General features: G+C 69.9%; 15 protein-coding genes. 12 read left to right on the forward strand and 3 right to left on the reverse strand.

What is annotated here, in order from left to right:
- Window positions 1-11: 11 nt before the first annotated feature.
- The 7 genes from ruvB to NR798_RS16370 all read left to right on the forward strand — a co-directional run bounded on the left by ruvB (window position 12) and on the right by NR798_RS16370 (window position 7,767).
- Window positions 12-1,052: a Holliday junction branch migration DNA helicase RuvB gene (gene ruvB, locus NR798_RS16340; RefSeq protein ID WP_375772398.1), complete on the forward strand. Its 1,041-nt coding sequence runs from the start codon at window positions 12-14 to the stop codon at window positions 1,050-1,052.
- Window positions 1,053-1,084: 32 nt separating this feature from the next.
- A complete protein-coding gene (locus tag NR798_RS16345) occupies window positions 1,085-2,539 on the forward strand; it encodes a hypothetical protein (protein ID WP_375772399.1) in 1,455 nt (484 codons plus the stop codon).
- Between the two features lie 421 nt (window positions 2,540-2,960).
- Window positions 2,961-3,890 (forward strand): UDP-3-O-acyl-N-acetylglucosamine deacetylase, encoded by a 930-nt coding sequence (lpxC, locus tag NR798_RS16350; protein WP_375772400.1) that lies wholly within the window; start codon window positions 2,961-2,963, stop codon window positions 3,888-3,890.
- Between the two features lie 75 nt (window positions 3,891-3,965).
- Window positions 3,966-5,066, forward strand: a complete 1,101-nt coding sequence (locus NR798_RS16355; RefSeq protein ID WP_375772401.1) for a thioredoxin domain-containing protein — start codon at window positions 3,966-3,968, stop codon at window positions 5,064-5,066.
- Between the two features lie 14 nt (window positions 5,067-5,080).
- Entirely contained in the window at window positions 5,081-6,343 is a 1,263-nt protein-coding gene (locus NR798_RS16360) for a DUF4388 domain-containing protein (protein WP_375772402.1), read from the forward strand.
- Window positions 6,340-7,065 carry an orotidine-5'-phosphate decarboxylase gene (gene pyrF, locus NR798_RS16365; protein WP_375772403.1) on the forward strand — a complete coding sequence of 242 codons (726 nt, stop codon included), beginning with the start codon at window positions 6,340-6,342 and terminating at the stop codon, window positions 7,063-7,065. The genes NR798_RS16360 and pyrF overlap by 4 nt, the downstream gene beginning before the upstream one ends.
- A gap of 93 nt (window positions 7,066-7,158) precedes the next feature.
- Window positions 7,159-7,767 carry a hypothetical protein gene (locus tag NR798_RS16370; RefSeq protein WP_375772404.1) on the forward strand — a complete coding sequence of 203 codons (609 nt, stop codon included), beginning with the start codon at window positions 7,159-7,161 and terminating at the stop codon, window positions 7,765-7,767.
- A gap of 6 nt (window positions 7,768-7,773) precedes the next feature.
- Here the strand turns inward: NR798_RS16370 and NR798_RS16375 are convergent, their stop codons facing one another.
- Complete coding sequence (locus NR798_RS16375; protein WP_375772405.1) at window positions 7,774-9,354, reverse strand: leucyl aminopeptidase; 1,581 nt, start codon at window positions 9,352-9,354, stop codon at window positions 7,774-7,776.
- 102 nt (window positions 9,355-9,456) lie between these two features.
- Between NR798_RS16375 and NR798_RS16380 the strand changes: the two genes are divergently transcribed.
- The 3 genes from NR798_RS16380 to NR798_RS16390 all read left to right on the forward strand — a co-directional run bounded on the left by NR798_RS16380 (window position 9,457) and on the right by NR798_RS16390 (window position 11,687).
- Window positions 9,457-10,368: a zinc dependent phospholipase C family protein gene (locus tag NR798_RS16380; RefSeq protein WP_375772406.1), complete on the forward strand. Its 912-nt coding sequence runs from the start codon at window positions 9,457-9,459 to the stop codon at window positions 10,366-10,368.
- Window positions 10,369-10,467: 99 nt separating this feature from the next.
- Entirely contained in the window at window positions 10,468-11,244 is a 777-nt protein-coding gene (locus NR798_RS16385; RefSeq protein WP_375772407.1) for a sulfite exporter TauE/SafE family protein, read from the forward strand.
- A complete protein-coding gene (locus NR798_RS16390) occupies window positions 11,241-11,687 on the forward strand; it encodes a hypothetical protein (protein WP_375772408.1) in 447 nt (148 codons plus the stop codon). The genes NR798_RS16385 and NR798_RS16390 overlap by 4 nt, the downstream gene beginning before the upstream one ends.
- Window positions 11,688-11,702: 15 nt before the next feature.
- On the opposite strand, the gene NR798_RS16395 is transcribed toward NR798_RS16390, so the two are convergent.
- Window positions 11,703-12,572 carry a tetratricopeptide repeat protein gene (locus NR798_RS16395; protein ID WP_375772409.1) on the reverse strand — a complete coding sequence of 290 codons (870 nt, stop codon included), beginning with the start codon at window positions 12,570-12,572 and terminating at the stop codon, window positions 11,703-11,705.
- A 7-nt stretch (window positions 12,573-12,579) separates the two neighbouring features.
- Window positions 12,580-14,136: a short-chain fatty acyl-CoA regulator family protein gene (locus NR798_RS16400; RefSeq protein ID WP_375772410.1), complete on the reverse strand. Its 1,557-nt coding sequence runs from the start codon at window positions 14,134-14,136 to the stop codon at window positions 12,580-12,582.
- A gap of 382 nt (window positions 14,137-14,518) precedes the next feature.
- On the opposite strand from NR798_RS16400, the gene NR798_RS16405 reads away from it, so the two are divergent.
- Both NR798_RS16405 and NR798_RS16410 read left to right on the forward strand, forming a co-directional pair.
- Window positions 14,519-15,913 carry a hypothetical protein gene (locus NR798_RS16405; protein WP_375772411.1) on the forward strand — a complete coding sequence of 465 codons (1,395 nt, stop codon included), beginning with the start codon at window positions 14,519-14,521 and terminating at the stop codon, window positions 15,911-15,913.
- 88 nt (window positions 15,914-16,001) lie between these two features.
- On the forward strand, window positions 16,002-16,262 hold the full coding sequence (locus NR798_RS16410) for a hypothetical protein (RefSeq protein WP_375772412.1): 261 nt from the start codon (window positions 16,002-16,004) through the stop codon (window positions 16,260-16,262).
- Window positions 16,263-16,310 lie beyond the last annotated feature (48 nt).

Raw genomic sequence — 16,310 nt, forward strand, 5'->3', positions numbered from 1 at the left:
GAACGAGGGGCATGGCGAAGGCGAAGCGGAAATCCGACGACACACTCTCCGAGGAGGCTCTCAACGACGAGGTCCGCGTCGAGGCCTCCCTGCGGCCGCGCTCCTTCGACGAGTACGTGGGCCAGAGCGCCGTCGTCGAGAAGCTCAAGGTGTACGTCCAGGCGGCCAAGAGCCGCGGCGAGGCGCTCGACCACTGTCTCTTCTCCGGCCCTCCGGGTCTGGGCAAGACGTCGCTGGCCTACATCATGGCCAACGAGCTGGGCGTGGGCATCCACGTCACCAGCGGCCCCGCCCTCGAGCGCAAGGGCGACCTGGCCGGCCTCCTCACCAACCTCAACGAGCGCGACATCCTCTTCATCGACGAGGTCCACCGCCTCAACGCCGCCATCGAGGAGTACCTCTACCCGGCCATGGAGGACTTCCGGCTGGACATCACCATCGACACCGGCCCCGCCGCCCGGGCGATGAAGATCGATCTGCCGCCCTTCACCCTCATCGGCGCCACCACCCGCACCGGCCTCCTCACCTCGCCGCTGCGCGACCGCTTCCAGATTCAGGAGCGGCTCGAGTACTACGAGCCCAAGCACCTGGAGCAGATCCTCAACCGCTCTGCGCGCATTCTCGGGGTGAAGCTGGACCGGAACGGCTCCCGGGAGATCGCCACCCGCGCCCGCGGCACGCCCCGCATCGCCAACCGGCTGCTGCGCCGCCTGCGCGACTTCGCCCAGGTCGAGGGCGATGGCAGCATCACCCAGGAGCTGGCCTCCACGGCCCTCACCCGCCTGGGCGTGGACGCCTCCGGCCTGGACGCGATGGACCGTAAAATCCTGCTCACCATCCTCGAGAAGTTCGGCGGGGGCCCGGTGGGCGTGGAGACCATCGCCGCCGCCGTGGGCGAGCAGCGCGATACCATCGAGGACGTGTACGAGCCCTTCCTCCTGCAGGAAGGCTTCCTCCAGCGCACGCCGCGCGGCCGCACCGCCACGCACCACGCGTACAGCTATTTCAACAAGAAGGCGCCCACCTCGGGTGGGCAGGGGTCCCTCTGGTGAGCACCACCGCCACCGCCGTCCCGACGCCTCCCATGTCTCGCGTTCCCCGTGACTTCTACGAGGACCTCGTCCGCACCTCCCAGGGCAACCGCGCCGGCTTCCTCTCCGAGCGCGAGCGCTGGTTGCGCGCCCTGCCCGTGGAGGCCCGCGAGGAGCTCCTCTTCGAGTTCGAGATGCTCCTGCGCAGCGTGGAGCGCTACGTCCACCTGCACGACAACGGCGTCATCGATCCCCAGGACAAGCCGCTCGTCACCCGCGACTTCCGCGAGGAGCTCAAGGACGTCCGCGCCACCCTCAGCCAGGCCATCCGCCTCGCCCGCCACCTTCTGGACCCCGACTCGGACCAGAAGCTCCAGTTCCGCCGCTACGTCGAGACGCAGCTCGCCGACGACAACATGCGCCGCTCGCGCATCGAAGGTGAGCTGGACCAGGAGACGCCCCAGGAGAGCCTCTTCGTCCTGCGCCAGTCCTTCGAGTCGCTGCGCAACCTCATCGATCACCTGCTGCAACTGCCGGTGTGCGGGCTGAGCCTCTTCAACGACGTGGGCAACCTCGTCCTGCGGGAGATCGTCCTCAACCGCTACTTCCGGCCCTTCCGGCTCAACGAGTTCCGCCTGGAGTATGACCGGCTGCGCTCGGTGCGCCTGCTGGCGCTGCTCTCCACGGTGCCGACGGAGACGCGGCCCCTCTTCACCACCGCGTACCTGAGCCTGTTCCGCCTGCTGCACTGTCTGGCCTACGTGAGCCAGGACTCGCAGGGCCCCATCCCCCGCCGTGTGCGCGTGCTGCTCGCCCTGGTGCGCAGCGAGGCGCTCAGCCTCGTGGGCTACCTGAAGAACGAGCTGGCCCCCAAGGCCGGCCCCAAGCCCCTCCAGGCCGCGTGTCTGCGCGCCGCCCGCGACATCGCCCGCGAGACGGATCGCATCGCCCGCGACGTGCTCGTGGAGCTGGACCGGGATCGCGCCGCCGCCGCCCGCGCCTCCTACGCCTTCACCCAGCTCTTCCAGGCCCAGGTGGTGGCCCTCACCGAGGCCCTCTCCCCGGGCTCCACCTCCGGCGAGGCCCCCTTCGAGCAGCTCGCCTCCTCCATGGAGGCCGCCGAGCGGCTGCGCAAGGACCTGTGGGTCTTCTCCCAGCTGTGCCGCGCCGCGGAGGGGCACCTGCGCAACGACGACGTCACCTCCGCCGAGGCCGTCATCTCCAGCATCGTGGCCTTCCTCGGCTACTTCCAGGACGGCAGCTACCAGCTGCTGCGTTACGTGGACTACGAGGCCTTCGACCGCTTCAGCGCGCTCCTCACGGAGCTGCCCTGGCCGCCCGAGGGCCCCGCCGTGCGCACCCGCCTCATCGAGGACCTGCGCGCCTTCTCCATGGTGCTGGAGAACACCTTCGCCGCCGTCAGCCGTCGTGCCCAGCTCCGGGGTTTCAACTTCGACCGGGCCGAGGCCGAGCTGCTCCGCGACCGCTTCCTCGCCGCCACCCGGTGACGCCGCTGTCGTGAATCCGTCACCGTAAGTACGCCTTGCGTCACGGATTCGTTCGTCAACCGTTTGATTCCAGGCATCCGCTTGCGTTATTGGGTCGCGTCAATGACGCGCCCTGACGGAGCGCGGCGTGTGGAAGTTCGGACACATTTGTCACGGTGACGGGGTAGGTACACAGCGAGTCGAGGGGGGAAGGGCGGCCGGCAGCTTCGGTCTCCCAGGCGAACCAGCTGGAAACTCCAGTGGATTCCGCCACTTGGGGCTCATGGAGGACTCCGTCGGTCCTCCTCCCAGGTGTGGGTTCAGTGGCGTGTGGTTTGCATCGATACGCGGCGCGTCAGATGGGCAGTGAACATTGACGGGTCCGTCCCCGGAAGGGGGTGGGCAGAGCAGCACCCGCATCGATTCAGAGGCGACACCGATCATGGCTTACACCTCGTACAACCAGCGCACCCTCTCGCACCCCGTCCGTTGCCAGGGCGTGGGGCTCCACTCCGGCGCGCCGGTGAACCTCTCGTTGCTGCCAGCGCCGGTGAACCACGGCATCGTGTTCGTGCGCACGGACATGCCGCGTCCGGTCTCCATCCCCGCCCTCACCGAGTACGTGGTGGACACGTCGCTGGCCACCACCCTGGGCAAGGACGGCGTGAAGGTGAGCACGGTGGAGCACCTGATGTCGGCGCTGGCCGGCATGGGGCTGGACAACGTGCGCGTGGAGCTGGACGGGCCCGAGGTGCCCATCATGGACGGCAGCGCCGCTCCCTTCGCCGCCCTCATCGCCGACGCCGGCGTGCGCGAGCAGGAGGAGCCCCGCCGCCTGCTCGTCATCAAGAAGACGGTGTCCGTGGTGGACGGTGACAAGGAGGCGAGCTTCTCGCCGTCCAACCGCTTCCGCATCTCCTGCACCGTCGACTTCAAGCACCCGCTCATCACCGAGCAGTCCTACGATCTGGAGTTCTCCGACCGGTGCTTCCACCGGGAGATCTCCCGCGCGCGCACCTTCGGCTTCCTGCGCGACGTGGAGATGCTCAAGAAGATGGGCCTGGCGCGCGGCGGCTCGCTGGACAACGCCATCGTGGTGGACGAGTTCTCCATCCTCAACCCGGACGGCCTGCGCTTCCCGGACGAGTTCGTGCGCCACAAGATCCTGGACGCCGTGGGGGACATCTCCCTGTTCGGCCGCCCGGTGGTGGGCCACCTCAAGGCCTTCAAGACGGGCCACGCGCTCAACCAGAAGCTGGTGAAGGCCGTGCTGGCGGACCCCTCCAGCTACGAGATCGTCCCGGCCCGCAAGCACCTGGAGTTGCCCGAGCTGCGCCTGCCGGAAATCGGCCTCGAGCCGCTGGTGGCCTGAAGGCAGACAGGCCCCCGGAGGGCATGAGAAATTTCTTTGCGAGTCCGGGGTTTTCTCGACTAAGGACCCGTACCCATGCTCATGCGCTCCACTTCCACGCTTCTGGCCGCTCTCGTGGCGGCCTCCCTCTTCTCCGGCTGCAACAAGGAGAATGCCCCGGCGGCTGGCGCCACCGCGACCACTCCCACCGCCCCGGCCGCCTCCGCCTCGGGTGAGCCCACGCCGGACACGGTGGTGGCCACCTACGGTGACGGGCAGAAGATCACCTTCGGCGAGCTCAACGAGCAGCTGCAGGAGCCGCTGGCCAACCTCGAGAAGCAGAAGTTCCAGATGCGCCGCCAGGGCCTGGACAACCTGGTGACGCGCCGGCTGGTGGAGGGCGAGGCCAAGAAGCGTGGCGTGACCGTGGAGCAGCTCTTCAAGGCGGAGGTCGAGGACAAGGTCCCGCAGCCGACCGAGGAGGAGATGAAGCAGGTCTTCGAGGCCAACAAGGAGCGGATGGAGAAGGGCGCCACCTTCGAGAAGAAGAAGGCGGAGATCGTCGACTTCCTCAACGGCTCCCGCCGGCAGCAGCGCGCGGGCGAGTTCATCGAGTCGCTGCGGAGCAACGCCAACATCAAGGTCACCCTGCCCGAGCCGCCCAAGCCGCCGGTGGTGCGCAAGACGGTGGCCGCCACGGGCGCCGCCAAGGGCCCGGAGAACGCGCCCATCACCATCGTGGAGTTCAGCGACTTCCAGTGCCCGTACTGCAGCCGCGCCAATGAGTCGGTGGATCAGGTCATGAAGGCCTACCCCACCCAGGTCCGGCTGGTGTTCCGCCACTTCCCGCTGGAGATCCACGCGCAGGCGCCCAAGGCCTCCGAGGCCGCGCTGTGCGCCCAGGACCAGGGCAAGTTCTGGGAGATGCACGACAAGCTCTTCGCCAACCAGCGGGCGCTCGAGATTCCGCAGCTCAAGGGCTACGCCAAGGAGCTGGGCCTGGACACCGCGAAGTTCAACAAGTGCCTGGATGACGGGGCGAAGGCCTCCATCGTGCAGGCCGACCTGGCCGACGGCCAGAAGGCGGGCGTCAACGGCACCCCGGCCTTCTTCATCAACGGCATCCTGCTCTCCGGCGCCCAGCCCTTCGAGGAGTTCAAGAGCGTCATCGACGCCGAGCTCCAGCCGAAGAAGTAAGGGGAGCCTTCCGCGTGGCACAACGCCCCAAGGCCACGCCTCGCGTCGGGGTGAGCGGTGAGCCGGCGGCGCTCGAGCTGGAGCGCCCCCTCGCCGCGAGCCTCTCCCCCGGCCGTCCCCTCGTGGCGCACTTCCATTCGCCCGAGGGGATGGTGCTGTTGCGGGAGCCCGCCGCGCTCACCGGCTTCTTCGCCGGCAGCCTCAGCTCGTTGTCCGTGGAGGAGGTGCTCGGCCACGTGCTCTCGGGCATCCGCAGCGGCCAGCTCATCCTCCAGCACGGCCTGGTGCAGCGCACCGTCAGCTTCCGCGACGGGCAGCCCATCTTCGCCGTCTCCAGCGTGCACCACGAGCGGCTCGGCGCCGTGGTGGTGCAGCTGGGGCTCGTCACCCCCGAGCAGCTGCACCAGGCGCTCGGCAAGGTGACGCCCACCCTGCGCATCGGCGCGGTGCTCACCCGCGAGGGTTTCCTCTCCGAGGCCAACCTCTACAGCGCCATGACGTACCTGGTGCGCGAGGTGGTGCTCAACCTCTTCGAGATGTCCGAGGGCAGCTTCCTCTTCCTCGAGGGGCGTCCGCCCGAGGGCGACTCGGTGAAGCTCCAGGAGCGCACCCGGGATCTCGTCCTCCAGGGCATGAAGCGCGGCGAGGTGGTGGCCCGGCTGCGCAAGCACTTCCCGGATGACCTGGCCGTCATCGCCGGCGCCGAGTCTCCACCGCCCGGCGAGGAGGCCCTCTTCGCCACGGCCGCGAATGGCACCACGCTGGGCGCGCTGCGCTCCGTCTGGGAAGGCAGCCTCTTCTCCTTCCTCACCTGGGTGGAGGAGCGCACGCGGGATGAGGCGCTCGTCCTCCAGCAGTCGAGCGCCGCGCCCCCCATGCCTCGGCGCGCCTCCGGCACCTTCCTGGCGGTGCCCCCGCCGCCCGTGGCGCCGCTCGGCCCCGAGGATCGCTTCAACGCGCTGCTCGCGCAGATCCACACCGCGCTGCGCCTGGCGGGCGCCAACCCGGACCTGATGCGCGACTTCCTCGAGTCGCCCCAGCAGGGCCTGGAGTCCGCCTACGAGGGCGTGCTGCTCGGCCCGGATGGCCGGGTGGACGTGGCGCGCATCCGCCAGAACGTCTCCAGCGGTGGCGAGGCCCTGGCGCGCGCCATGACTCTCGAGGCGCTCGACGCCTTCGTCTCCTACGCGCTCTTCTCCGCGCGCAACGTGCTGCCGGGCGAGATGTCCGAGCGGCTCTACCGCAGCTACCGCGAGCTCCAGGAGGGACTCTCGTGACGGACGCTTCCCAGGCGCGGGACAAGCTCGCGCTCGCCGCGGATCTCCCGCTGGAGGATGGCCTGCGCCTCTACCAGCAGGTGGCTCCCCACGTGGGCTACGCCAAGGTGGGCCTCTCGCTCTTCGTCGAGCACGGCCCGCCCGCCGTGGCCGCCTTCCAGAAGCTGGGCGCCAGGGTGTTCCTCGACCTGAAGCTGCACGACATCCCCAACACCGTGGAGCTGGCGGCCGCGCGCGCCGGGGCCCTGGGCGTGTCCCTGCTCACCGTGCACGCCGCCGGGGGCGAGGCCATGCTGAAGGCCGCCGTGAAGGGCGCGCGCGAGGGGGCCCGGGCCAGGGGGCACGAGGCGCCCCGGGTGCTCGCGGTGACGGTGCTCACCTCCATGTCGGCCGGGGACGTGGCCGCGGTGGGCCTCTCCGGCGCTCCGGACGTGGCGGCGCTGCGGCTGGCGAAGCTGGCCGTGGGCGCGGGCGTGGACGGGCTGGTGTGCTCGCCCCACGAGGCCCAGGCCTTCCGCCGCGAGCTCGGCTCCGCCCCCTTCCTGTGCACGCCCGGCATCCGCCCCGCCGGCGCGGCGAAGGGAGATCAGAGCCGCGCGGAGACGCCCGCCTTCGCGGTGCGTGCGGGTGCGGACCTGCTCGTGGTGGGACGTCCCATCCACACCGCGGCGGATCCGTTGAGCGCCGCGCGTTCCATCGCCGAGGAAGTTTCCACCGCCTGACAGCGGCCCGTCCGGCTTTTGACAGCCCCCCTGGCCGCGCCCGCCTGCCGTCCCCAGGTTGCTCCCCAAGGCCATCCGGTCGGGGGAGAACACATGGACGCAAGGCGGTTGTTGGGGTGGGGCTTGCTCGTGCTGTGCACGGCGTGCAGCGGGGCGAAGCAGGCGGTGCGCGAGCCCTCCGGGCCGGGGACGGGTGGCTCCGGTGTGGCGGCCCGGGAGCAGTCCGTGGACTCCGACGAGTTCGCCTCCCGACGCTACGTGGACGAGGCGATGGGCTTCGAGCTCATCCAGCCCGGCGGTGACTGGCAGTTGGATCAGACGGATGAGCAGACGCCCGAGGGGCTCACCATCCCCGTCGTGCTCAAGCACCGCACCAGCGGCGCCCAGGTGGTACTGCAGGTGGCGCCCGCGGTGGCCACGCCCGCCCAGTTCGCCGAGCGCCTGACGATGGGCCTGCGCAGCCAGCCCGGTTTCGTCACCAGCGAGCCCGAGCCGCTGCCCATGTCCGACAGCGCCGTGGGCTTCCACTTCGCCGTGGGCGACAGCGTGCGCGGCCGGGTGGTGGTGCGCGATGGCAGCGCCGGCCACGTCTTCATGATGCTCGCCACCTGGCCGGCCTCCGCGCCGGACGAGGTGCCGCAGACGGTGAACGCCCTCTTCGAGAGCGTCCGCCCGCTGCCCATCTCGCCCGAGCAGGTCTGAGCGAGCTCAGCCCTTGGACTTGCCGCCGCGCGCCGGCTTGGGAGCGGGAGCCTCGGTGGCCTCCGCCTCCTGCTGGCTGGCGCGGCGCCGCACGTACTCCACCAGCGTGCGCACGCCCACGCCCGTGCCGCCCTTGCCCAGGTAGCCCCGCTCCTTGGGGCTCACCGACGGGCCGGCGATGTCCAGGTGCACCCACGGCGTGTCCCCGACGAACTCCTTGAGGAAGAGCGCGGCGTTGATGGCTCCGCCCCAGCGCTCGCCGGAGTTCTTCATGTCCGCCACGTCCGAGCGCAGCACGTCCTTCTGCAGCTCGCTCACCGGCAGGCGCCACATCTCCTCGCCCGCAGCGCGCGCCGCCTCCAGCACGTCGTTCACCGCGCCGTCGTGCTCGCCAAAGGCGCCCACGATGTAGTTGCCCAGGGCGATGACGCACGCGCCAGTGAGCGTGGCCAGATCGATGAGCACCGCCGGCTTGCGCTCGGTGGCCCACGCCATCACGTCCCCGAGCACCAGGCGGCCCTCGGCGTCCGTGTTGGTGATCTCCACCGTCTTGCCCAGGCGCGAGGTGAGGATGTCGCTGGGCCGGTAGGACGTGCCCGAGGGCATGTTCTCGCACGCGCCGATGAAGGCGTGCACGGGGAAGGGCGGCTTGAGGGTGGCGATGACCTTCATGGCGCCCAGCACCGCGGCCGAGCCGGCCATGTCCGTCTTCATCTCCACCATGGAGTCGGTGGGCTTGAGCGACAGGCCGCCCGAGTCGAAGGTGATGGCCTTGCCCACCAGCGCCACCGGGGCGTTCTTCGCCTGCTTCGCGTTCTTCGGCGTGTACTCGATGTGGATGAGCTTGGGCTCGTTGATGCTGCCCTGCGCCACCCCGAGGAACATCCCCATCTTCAGCTTTTCGATCTCCTTGCGGCCACCCACGGAGATCTTGATGCCGACCTCCTTCGCCATCTCCTGCGCGGCCCGCGCGAGCGCCTCGGGGTTGACGACGTTGGGGGGCTCGTTGACCAGGTCCCTCGCCCAGTTGGTGGCCTCACCCACGCGCTGCGCGAGCGCCACCGCCTGATCGTGCTCCTTCGTCTTGTCCACGCCGCCAGGGAGGGCGAGCCGCACCGTGGTCAGCTTGGGGGCGTTCTTCTCCTCCTTGGCCGAGGACTTGTAGCGCTCGAAGCGGTAGGCGCCCAGCTCCAGGCCCTCCACCACGGCGCGCAGGGCGGCGAGGGTGTCCTGCGTCTCGGGCACGGAGAACACGAGCGTGCGCACCTTGAGGCGCTGGGCCGTCTTCGCCGCGCGGCCCGCGGCCAGCCGCAGCACCTCGGGGTTGTACCTGGTGCGCGAGCCCAGGCCCAGCAGCAGCACGCGCTCGGTCTCGAGCTTGCCGTGCGCGTGCATCACGAAGGTCTGCTCGCCCTTGCCCTTGAAGCCCTCCTGGGTGGCGGCGGTGAGCAGCCGGCCCTCCAGCGACTTGTCGGCACCGGCCAGCGGCGCGGGCGGCTTGTCCCCGGTCTCGCCTTCGAAGAGGGGAATCACGAGCAGCTCACCGCTCGCGCGGGCGGCCTCGCCGGAGATGAAGCTGAAGTTCATGAGGGACACGGGCTCCTGAGAAATGAGGGGTCGCGACTGTAGCGCCGGGAATGTTTCAGGCAAGAACGGTCGAGCGTTCCGTCGTTGCATGGACGCCGCCCGGTGGCTACGTCGTGGCCCATGCCCTCGTTGCTGCTGCATCTCACGGCGATCGAACGACTGGCGGCCAATCCGGGAGATCTGCCCGAGGACTTCGTCCGGGCGCTGTCCGAGGACCTGGCCTACGCGCGCTTCGGCGCGGCGCTGCCGGACCTGCCCCTGTGTGAAGGTGTCCGGGGCGGGCTGCGCGCCTGCTACTCCGGCCAGGACTGGCCCCACTTCGCGCGGCTGTACCACGAGAAGGCGCCCGTGGGCATGGGCCTGAAGATGGCCGAGCTGGTGGCCGCTGGCGCGCTGGTGGGCACCGAGGCCGGGCTGGCGCTGCTGGCCGGCTACTTCACCCACCTGTCCCTGGACCGGGCGCTCCATCCCCGGGTGGACAGTCTGGTGATCCGCCACCGGCGCCGGGGCGAGCACGCGCTCACGGCCCACCGGCAGATCGAATGGACGCAGACGCTCTTCTACCTGCGCGAGTTGCACGGGGTGGACCTGGTGGGCAGCCCGCGCCTGCGCGCGAAGTTCGAGGTCACCAAGAGCGCCGGCTTCCCGGTGAAGGGCATCGGCCGCGGCATCTACGAGCTGGTGCGGCTGGCCTCGCAGGAGACGCTGCAGGAAGCGCCCACCAAACAACAGCTGGACGGGTGGGCGCGGGGCCTCTACCTGGCGGGGCTGTACCTCTCCAGCCCCTTGGGGCGGATGCGGGCGCTGCCTGCCTGGTCGCAGCTCAGCTTCCAGGAGTTGTACCGCAACGACGGATTCGACTTCGCCGCCGAGGTGGAGCTCGCGGTGGAGCAGGCCCGCGCGGTGTTGCGACGTCTGCTGGCGTACATGGCGCGGGGCATCTTCACGCCGCGGGCACGCGCGCGGTTCCTCGAGGAGTTCCCCGAAGGCACCATCGGTGCATGCGCCGCATAAGCGCTCCCTGCACGAAGAGCAACCGGCCGATCGAGCACCGGTGGTCAAGGGGAATGCCGCTATCCGATCGGCAAGGCGGCCCCTATCCTCTTCGTGGGTATGACGCTTCTCCTCTTGATATCCGCCGGTGTCCTCGCGGGACTCACGGGCGCACTGCTGGGTGTAGGTGGAGGGGTCATCCTCGTCCCCACCCTGGTCCTGGGCTTCAAGGTGCCCCTGGAGGACGCCGTCCCCGCGAGCCTCATGTGCGTGGTGGCCAGCTCCTGCGGCGCGGCGGCCAGCTATGTGGAGCGTCGGCTCAGTGACATCCGCCTCGGCCTGACGCTGGAGCTGGCCACGGTGATGGGCGCCATCGCCGGAGGGCTGGTGGCGAGCCTGATCGCCCCGGCGTGGGTGGCCCTGGTGTTCGGCCTCTTCACCCTCTACGTGTCGGCGCAGATGCTGCTGGTGCGCGCGCCGGTGGAGCAGAAGGTGGAGGAGTACGTGCCCACCAACTACCCGCTGGGCATCTCCGGCTCCTTCGTGGCCGGGAGCCTGTCGGCGCTGCTGGGCGTGGGAGGCGGTCCGCTCAAGGTGCCCCTGATGAGCTACGGCATGGGGGTGCCCTTCAAGGTGGCCAGCGCCACCAGCAACCTCATGATCGGCGTGACGGGGGCGGCGAGCGTAGCCGCCTACGCCTGGCGCGGGCACGTGAAGCTCGACCTGGTGGCGCCGCTGGTGGTGGGGGTGCTGGCCGGCGCGTCCGTGGGATGCCGGTTGATGCCGCGCGTGCCCACGTCGGTGCTGAGGCGGTTGTTCGCTCTGGTGTTGCTGGTGGTGGCAACCCAGATGCTGTGGAAGGGAGGGGAGGGACTGTGGCCGAGCCTGCCGAAATGACGACGACTGTATCCCCCGTGGTGACGGGGGCCATTCCCGTGAATCTGGAGGACGCCGTCCGCGCGAAGGTGCCGCCTCCACTGCCTCGGAGGGCCACCGCGGCTCCCGTGATCCCAACGCTGGAGCGCACCCCGGCGCATGTCACGCGCGCGGAAGCCGGTGAGCAGTGGATCTCCCGGCTGCTCCGGGTAGGCGCCATGTGCAGCGGAGGGCTCTTCCTCGCCTCGCTGGCGCTGGAGTTCCTGCCCCAATCCGAGAACGTGCACGTGGCCATCGACGTGCTGCGCAAGGGCGCGGCCTCGGCCCTGCTGGTGACGCCGGTGGTGCGGCTGGTGGTGGCCGGTACCACCCTGGGCATCCGCGGCGAGTGGAAGTACGCCCTCTACGCCGCGGGAGTGCTGGGCCTGCTCGCGGTGGCGGTGGGCGCGGGACTCCACGCCTGACTCACACCGCCTGATTCACACGCCGCGCGAGTCGAAGTGGGCCAGGACCTTCCGGGCCTTGGCCACGTCGTCGGCGCGTCCCTGCTCCTCGAAGAGCGGAATCACCGCCTCGAGCTCGACGCGCGCGCTCTTCCAGTCCTGCACGAAGGTGCACGCGATGCTCAGGTCCCACCGGGCCCGCGCCTCGTAGGCGTGGTCGTGCAGCTGCTCGTACAGCTCCGCGGCCTCCTTCAGGTGCGGACGCGCGGCCTCGTGGTTGCCCAGCAGGCCCTCGGCCTCGCCCAGCAGCAGCCGGCACAGCGCCAGGGGCTCCGGATCGCCTTCCTTCTCCAGCAGGGGCAGTGCCTCGGAGAAGCGCTTGCGCGCCGTCTCGTACTCGCCCGCCTCCATGCGGATGTCGCCGATGTCCAGCAGCAGCTGGGCGATGCGCGCCCCGTTCTTCGCCTGCCGGTAGAGCAGCAGCGCCTCCTGGTACTTCTCCTCGGCGGCCTTGGTCTGGCCGATGGAGCGCAAGGACTCGCCGATGGCCGCACGGCACAGCGCCTCGTTCTCCTGATCCTTCAGCTCGTTGAAGAGCGCCGTGGCCCCGGCGATGTGCTCGATGGCGCGCCGGTGATCCTCGAAGTTGGCGCTCACCACGCCCAGGCCGAAGAGCACCTGCGCCTGGCCGTGCTTGTCCCCGGCCGTCTGGAAGTAGCCCAGCGCCTCCTCGTAGTGGCGGCGGCTCTCGGCGTGGTCCTCGAGCATGCCGTGCAGCTCGGCCAGGTGCACCAGCCCCTTGCCGATCTCCCCCGGGTCTCCGGTGATGCGCGTCACGGCGAGCGCGTTGCGCTGGTTCTGCAGGGCTTCCTGGATGTGGGCGCGTTCGGTGTCGGTCAGGCTCATGGGGGGCTCAGTGCTCCTCGCCCTTGTTGCGTCGACGCGGCGGCTTGTCCAGCGAATCCGCACCATTGCGCCCGGCCTCGTGCACCAGCAGGGGCGAGAAGAAGCAATCCTTCTTGGTGTATTCGTCGAAGGAGAAGGCGAAGCGGTAGCTGGCGGCCGCGCGCTGGTTGCAGTCGGTGCGCTCGCAGAAGCGGCAGGAGATGCCGCTGGGCACCGCGTCCTTGCGCAGATCCGTCGTGGGCAGCCCGTACGCCAGGTACTTGGCGTTCTCCGCGTGCGTGCCCAGGCCGATGGAGTAGGCCGTGCCGCGCACGATGGAGCCCTCAATCGGCTGCAGCTGCACCTTGGCGAAGCAGAAGTACGAGGTGCCGTCCGGCATCATCGAGTACTGCCGGGTGATTTGAGACGGGTTGAGGAAGGCCAGGTGCACGGCCCACTTGCCGCACGAGCCGCCGCCCGTGGCGAACTTGATGCCGGTGCCGCTGTAGCGCTTGGAGATGTTGCCGGCGATGTCCGAGCGCAGGAAGTGGAAGGGGAGGCCCTTGCGCTTGGGGTCCGAGAGGTTGCACAGCCGGTGGGCCACCGTCTCGTACGTGGTGCCGAAGAGGTTGGAGAGCAGCTCCACGTCGTAGCGCGTGCGCTCCACCTCCTTGAAGAAGTCCCCGTAGGGCAGCATCAGCGCGCCGGCGAAGTAGTTGGCCAGGTTCACCTTGATGAGCCGCTGCGTCTCCGCGTGCCGCGTGCGCGAGCCGCCGACAATCCGCTCCACCAGCTTCTCCCGGTCCAACACCATGAGGCCGATGGACGCGGCGAGCTGGAACTTGAGCGGCTGCTCGGTGAGATCCGGCGAGAGGATGAGCTCCTGGGTCTCGGGATCGAACCGGCGCACCACCGAGGAGCCGCTGGCCGCGGACTCGAAGCGCACCCGGTAGCCGAAGCGCTCCTCCAGCAGCGGCACCAGCTGCTGGCTGGTGAGCAGGCGTCCCAGCTTGAAGTCGCGCCGCAGCGCCTCGGCCTGCTCCTCCAGCTCGGGGAAGTAGTTGTGGTGCGTCTGGAGGAAGTCGCTCACCTCGTCGAAAGGCGAGTAATCGAAGCGCAGCCCCGGCCCGGATCCGGACGAGCTGCCCGGGGCCGCCTGCGTGCGCGCCCGCTCCTCGGCGTTGAGCTGCGCCAGCACGTTCTCCAGCTGCGTGCGCGTGTTCTTGTAGAGGTTGAAGAGCGCCGCCACCGTGCCCGCCAGCTTCGGCTCGGCCGACAGGCTCTGCAGCGACTCGGGGTCGATGTCGAGGCTCTTGAGCAGCGGCTCGTCCAGCAGCTTCGCGAGCGCCTCGTCCACCCGGCCCTCGCCGAGCGTGGACATGAACTGCTCGGGGTCCTGGTCGAAGTAGCGCAGCGCCTTCCACAGCAGCGGGAAGGGCATGACGCGTTTGCCCTTCTCGATGAGGTTCAGGTACGCCGGGGAGACCCCCAGGTCCTTGGCCGCGTCCGTCTGCTTGATGTTCCGCGCGAGCCTCAGACTGCGCAGCTTCAGGCCCACGTTCGCGTTGAGTGCGTTCTCGTTCATCTCTGCGTGTCCTGGAGGGGTGGTGTCACTCCCAGTACCCGGTCCCTCCGACACGGCCACTGTGCGGAGGCGTTTACCGATTTGCAATAAACGTTTTCGGGAGCAACCGGCCTTGTCCTCGAGGGAACCCTGGAGGGCCCCGGAGGACGTCCCGGCGTGTCCAGCACTGGGTAAATGGTTGATTTTACAGGGCTCGGTAGGCAGCTCTGCGACCTGTACTGTAGGACAACACGCTCATAGTCAAAATTTTACCCGTACGGTTTACTGACACCGAATGTGGCCGGAAGGTTGGGTGTGGGGCAGGAGACCCAAGCACTGGCCGAGCGCCCCGGTGGCATGGGAGACGTAGGCCATGCCTCCGTCCAGGCGGGTTCCCTCCTTCGTGGCACTGGCCGCCCTGTGGGGGGCGCTGTGCTCCTGTCTCCCGTCCGGGGCTCGCCCCCTGCCTCCCCGCGAGGAGCCGGGCGCCCTGCGCTACCACGTCACCTATGTCCGCGAGCCCCAGCCCGCGCTGGAGGTGGGCCTGCTCCGGGTGGGCGAGAGGGCGCCGCGGGACTTCCTCTTCACGCAACCGGGCGGCGTCGAGCGGGTGCGCGTCTTCGGCCGGGACGGCTCGGAGCGGGAGGTGCCGGTGTCCGCCGAGGGCGGCGTCCTCGTTCCGCCGGACACCCGCTCGTTGCGCTACCGCTATCCGCTGAACGCGAGCCCCCGCGGGAGACACGCGGGCTTCTTCACCGGTATGGGCGAGGGCGATGCGTGGCATGTCGCGGGCCGCGCCTGGCTGTTGCGCCCGCGCACGGCGACACCCGCGTTGAGCGCGGAGCTCGTGGTGGAGGGCGTGGACGCGCTGCTGCCCTGGACGCCGGACGCGAGCGGCGTCTACCGGCTGCGGGGCGATGATCTGGTGAACTCGGGCTTCCACGGCTTCGGCGGACGGCGGTGCATGCTGCGCCTGCCGGGCGGGGAGGTGGAGGTGGCGCTGCTCGGCCGCATGTCCCGCATGGACGACGCGGCCCTCTGCGCGTGGCTGGAGCAGTCCGCCCGCGAGGTGCTCACGGTGCGGCGCTCCTTCCCGTACCCCCGCGTCACCGTGCGCCTCGTCGCGGTGCCGGGACGCGAGGATCCCGTTCCCTTCGGCATGGTGCTGTGGAGCACTCCGCCGAGCATCTCGCTGCTGGTGGGCCAGGACGCCGAGCCGGCCTCCTTCACGCGCGACTGGGTGGCCGTGCACGAGCTGCTCCACCTGGCCCACCCGCCCATCCTCCCGCGCGTCGCGTGGCTGTCCGAGGGGCTCGCCACCTACTACACGGAGCTGGCGCGGGCGCGCTCGGGCAGGCAGACCCCGGAGCGCGCGTGGACGGAGTTGCTGGCCGGCTTCGCGCGCGCGCGCCGCGCCGTGGGCTCGCGGACCATGGAGGACGTCGTCACCCGGGGCGATTCCTACCTGGGCACCTATTGGACGGGCGCGCTCGTCGCCCTGCACCTGGACGTGGCGCTGCGCCGCGTCACCGGCAACACGCGCAGCCTCGATGATGTGCTCGAGCGGCTCGCCGCGTCCGGCCAGGTTGCAACTTTCGACGATTTCGGCGCGGCGGTGGACGCCATCGCCGGCCGGCCGCTCTTCCAGGAGGTGGTGTCGCGTCACCTGAGCCAGCCCGCTTTGGCCGAGCTGGAGCCTCTGTTAGAAGCGCTCGGCGTCGAGTCCGTGCCGGACGGAGCCAGGCTGGGAGTCGCCCGTGACAGCCCGCTGCGGGATGCTCTGGTGGCTCCGCGATGAGGAGGGTGTAACCACTCATTTCGTCGTGCGTATGACAGGCGCGAGCTCTTCGCGGACGTTCCACCCCCACGCAGTGAAAGGACACACCATGAACATCAAGACCATGGCCGCCATCGTCGGAACCCTCTCCCTCGGCACGCTGGCCACCGGCTGTGCGACCGCGAAGCCCGCGGCCGCCGCCTCCGAGGAGAAGGGCAGCGAGGCCTCCTGCAAGGGCACCGCGGCCCCCAGCCAGGAGAAGGGTGGCGAGGCCCAGTGCGGCGGCCAGAAGGCCGGCACCACCGAGGAGAAGGGTGGCGAGCACAAGTGCGGCGCCAACGGCTGCGGCGGCGCCACCAAGCCGCAGTAGTGAATAGCCCCCGAGTCCTCGGGGGTTGTCTTCCGGGCGGCAGGGAGC

Source organism: Archangium gephyra, from assembly GCF_042230915.1.
In the GTDB taxonomy this organism is placed as follows: Bacteria; Myxococcota; Myxococcia; order Myxococcales; family Myxococcaceae; genus Archangium; species Archangium gephyra_B.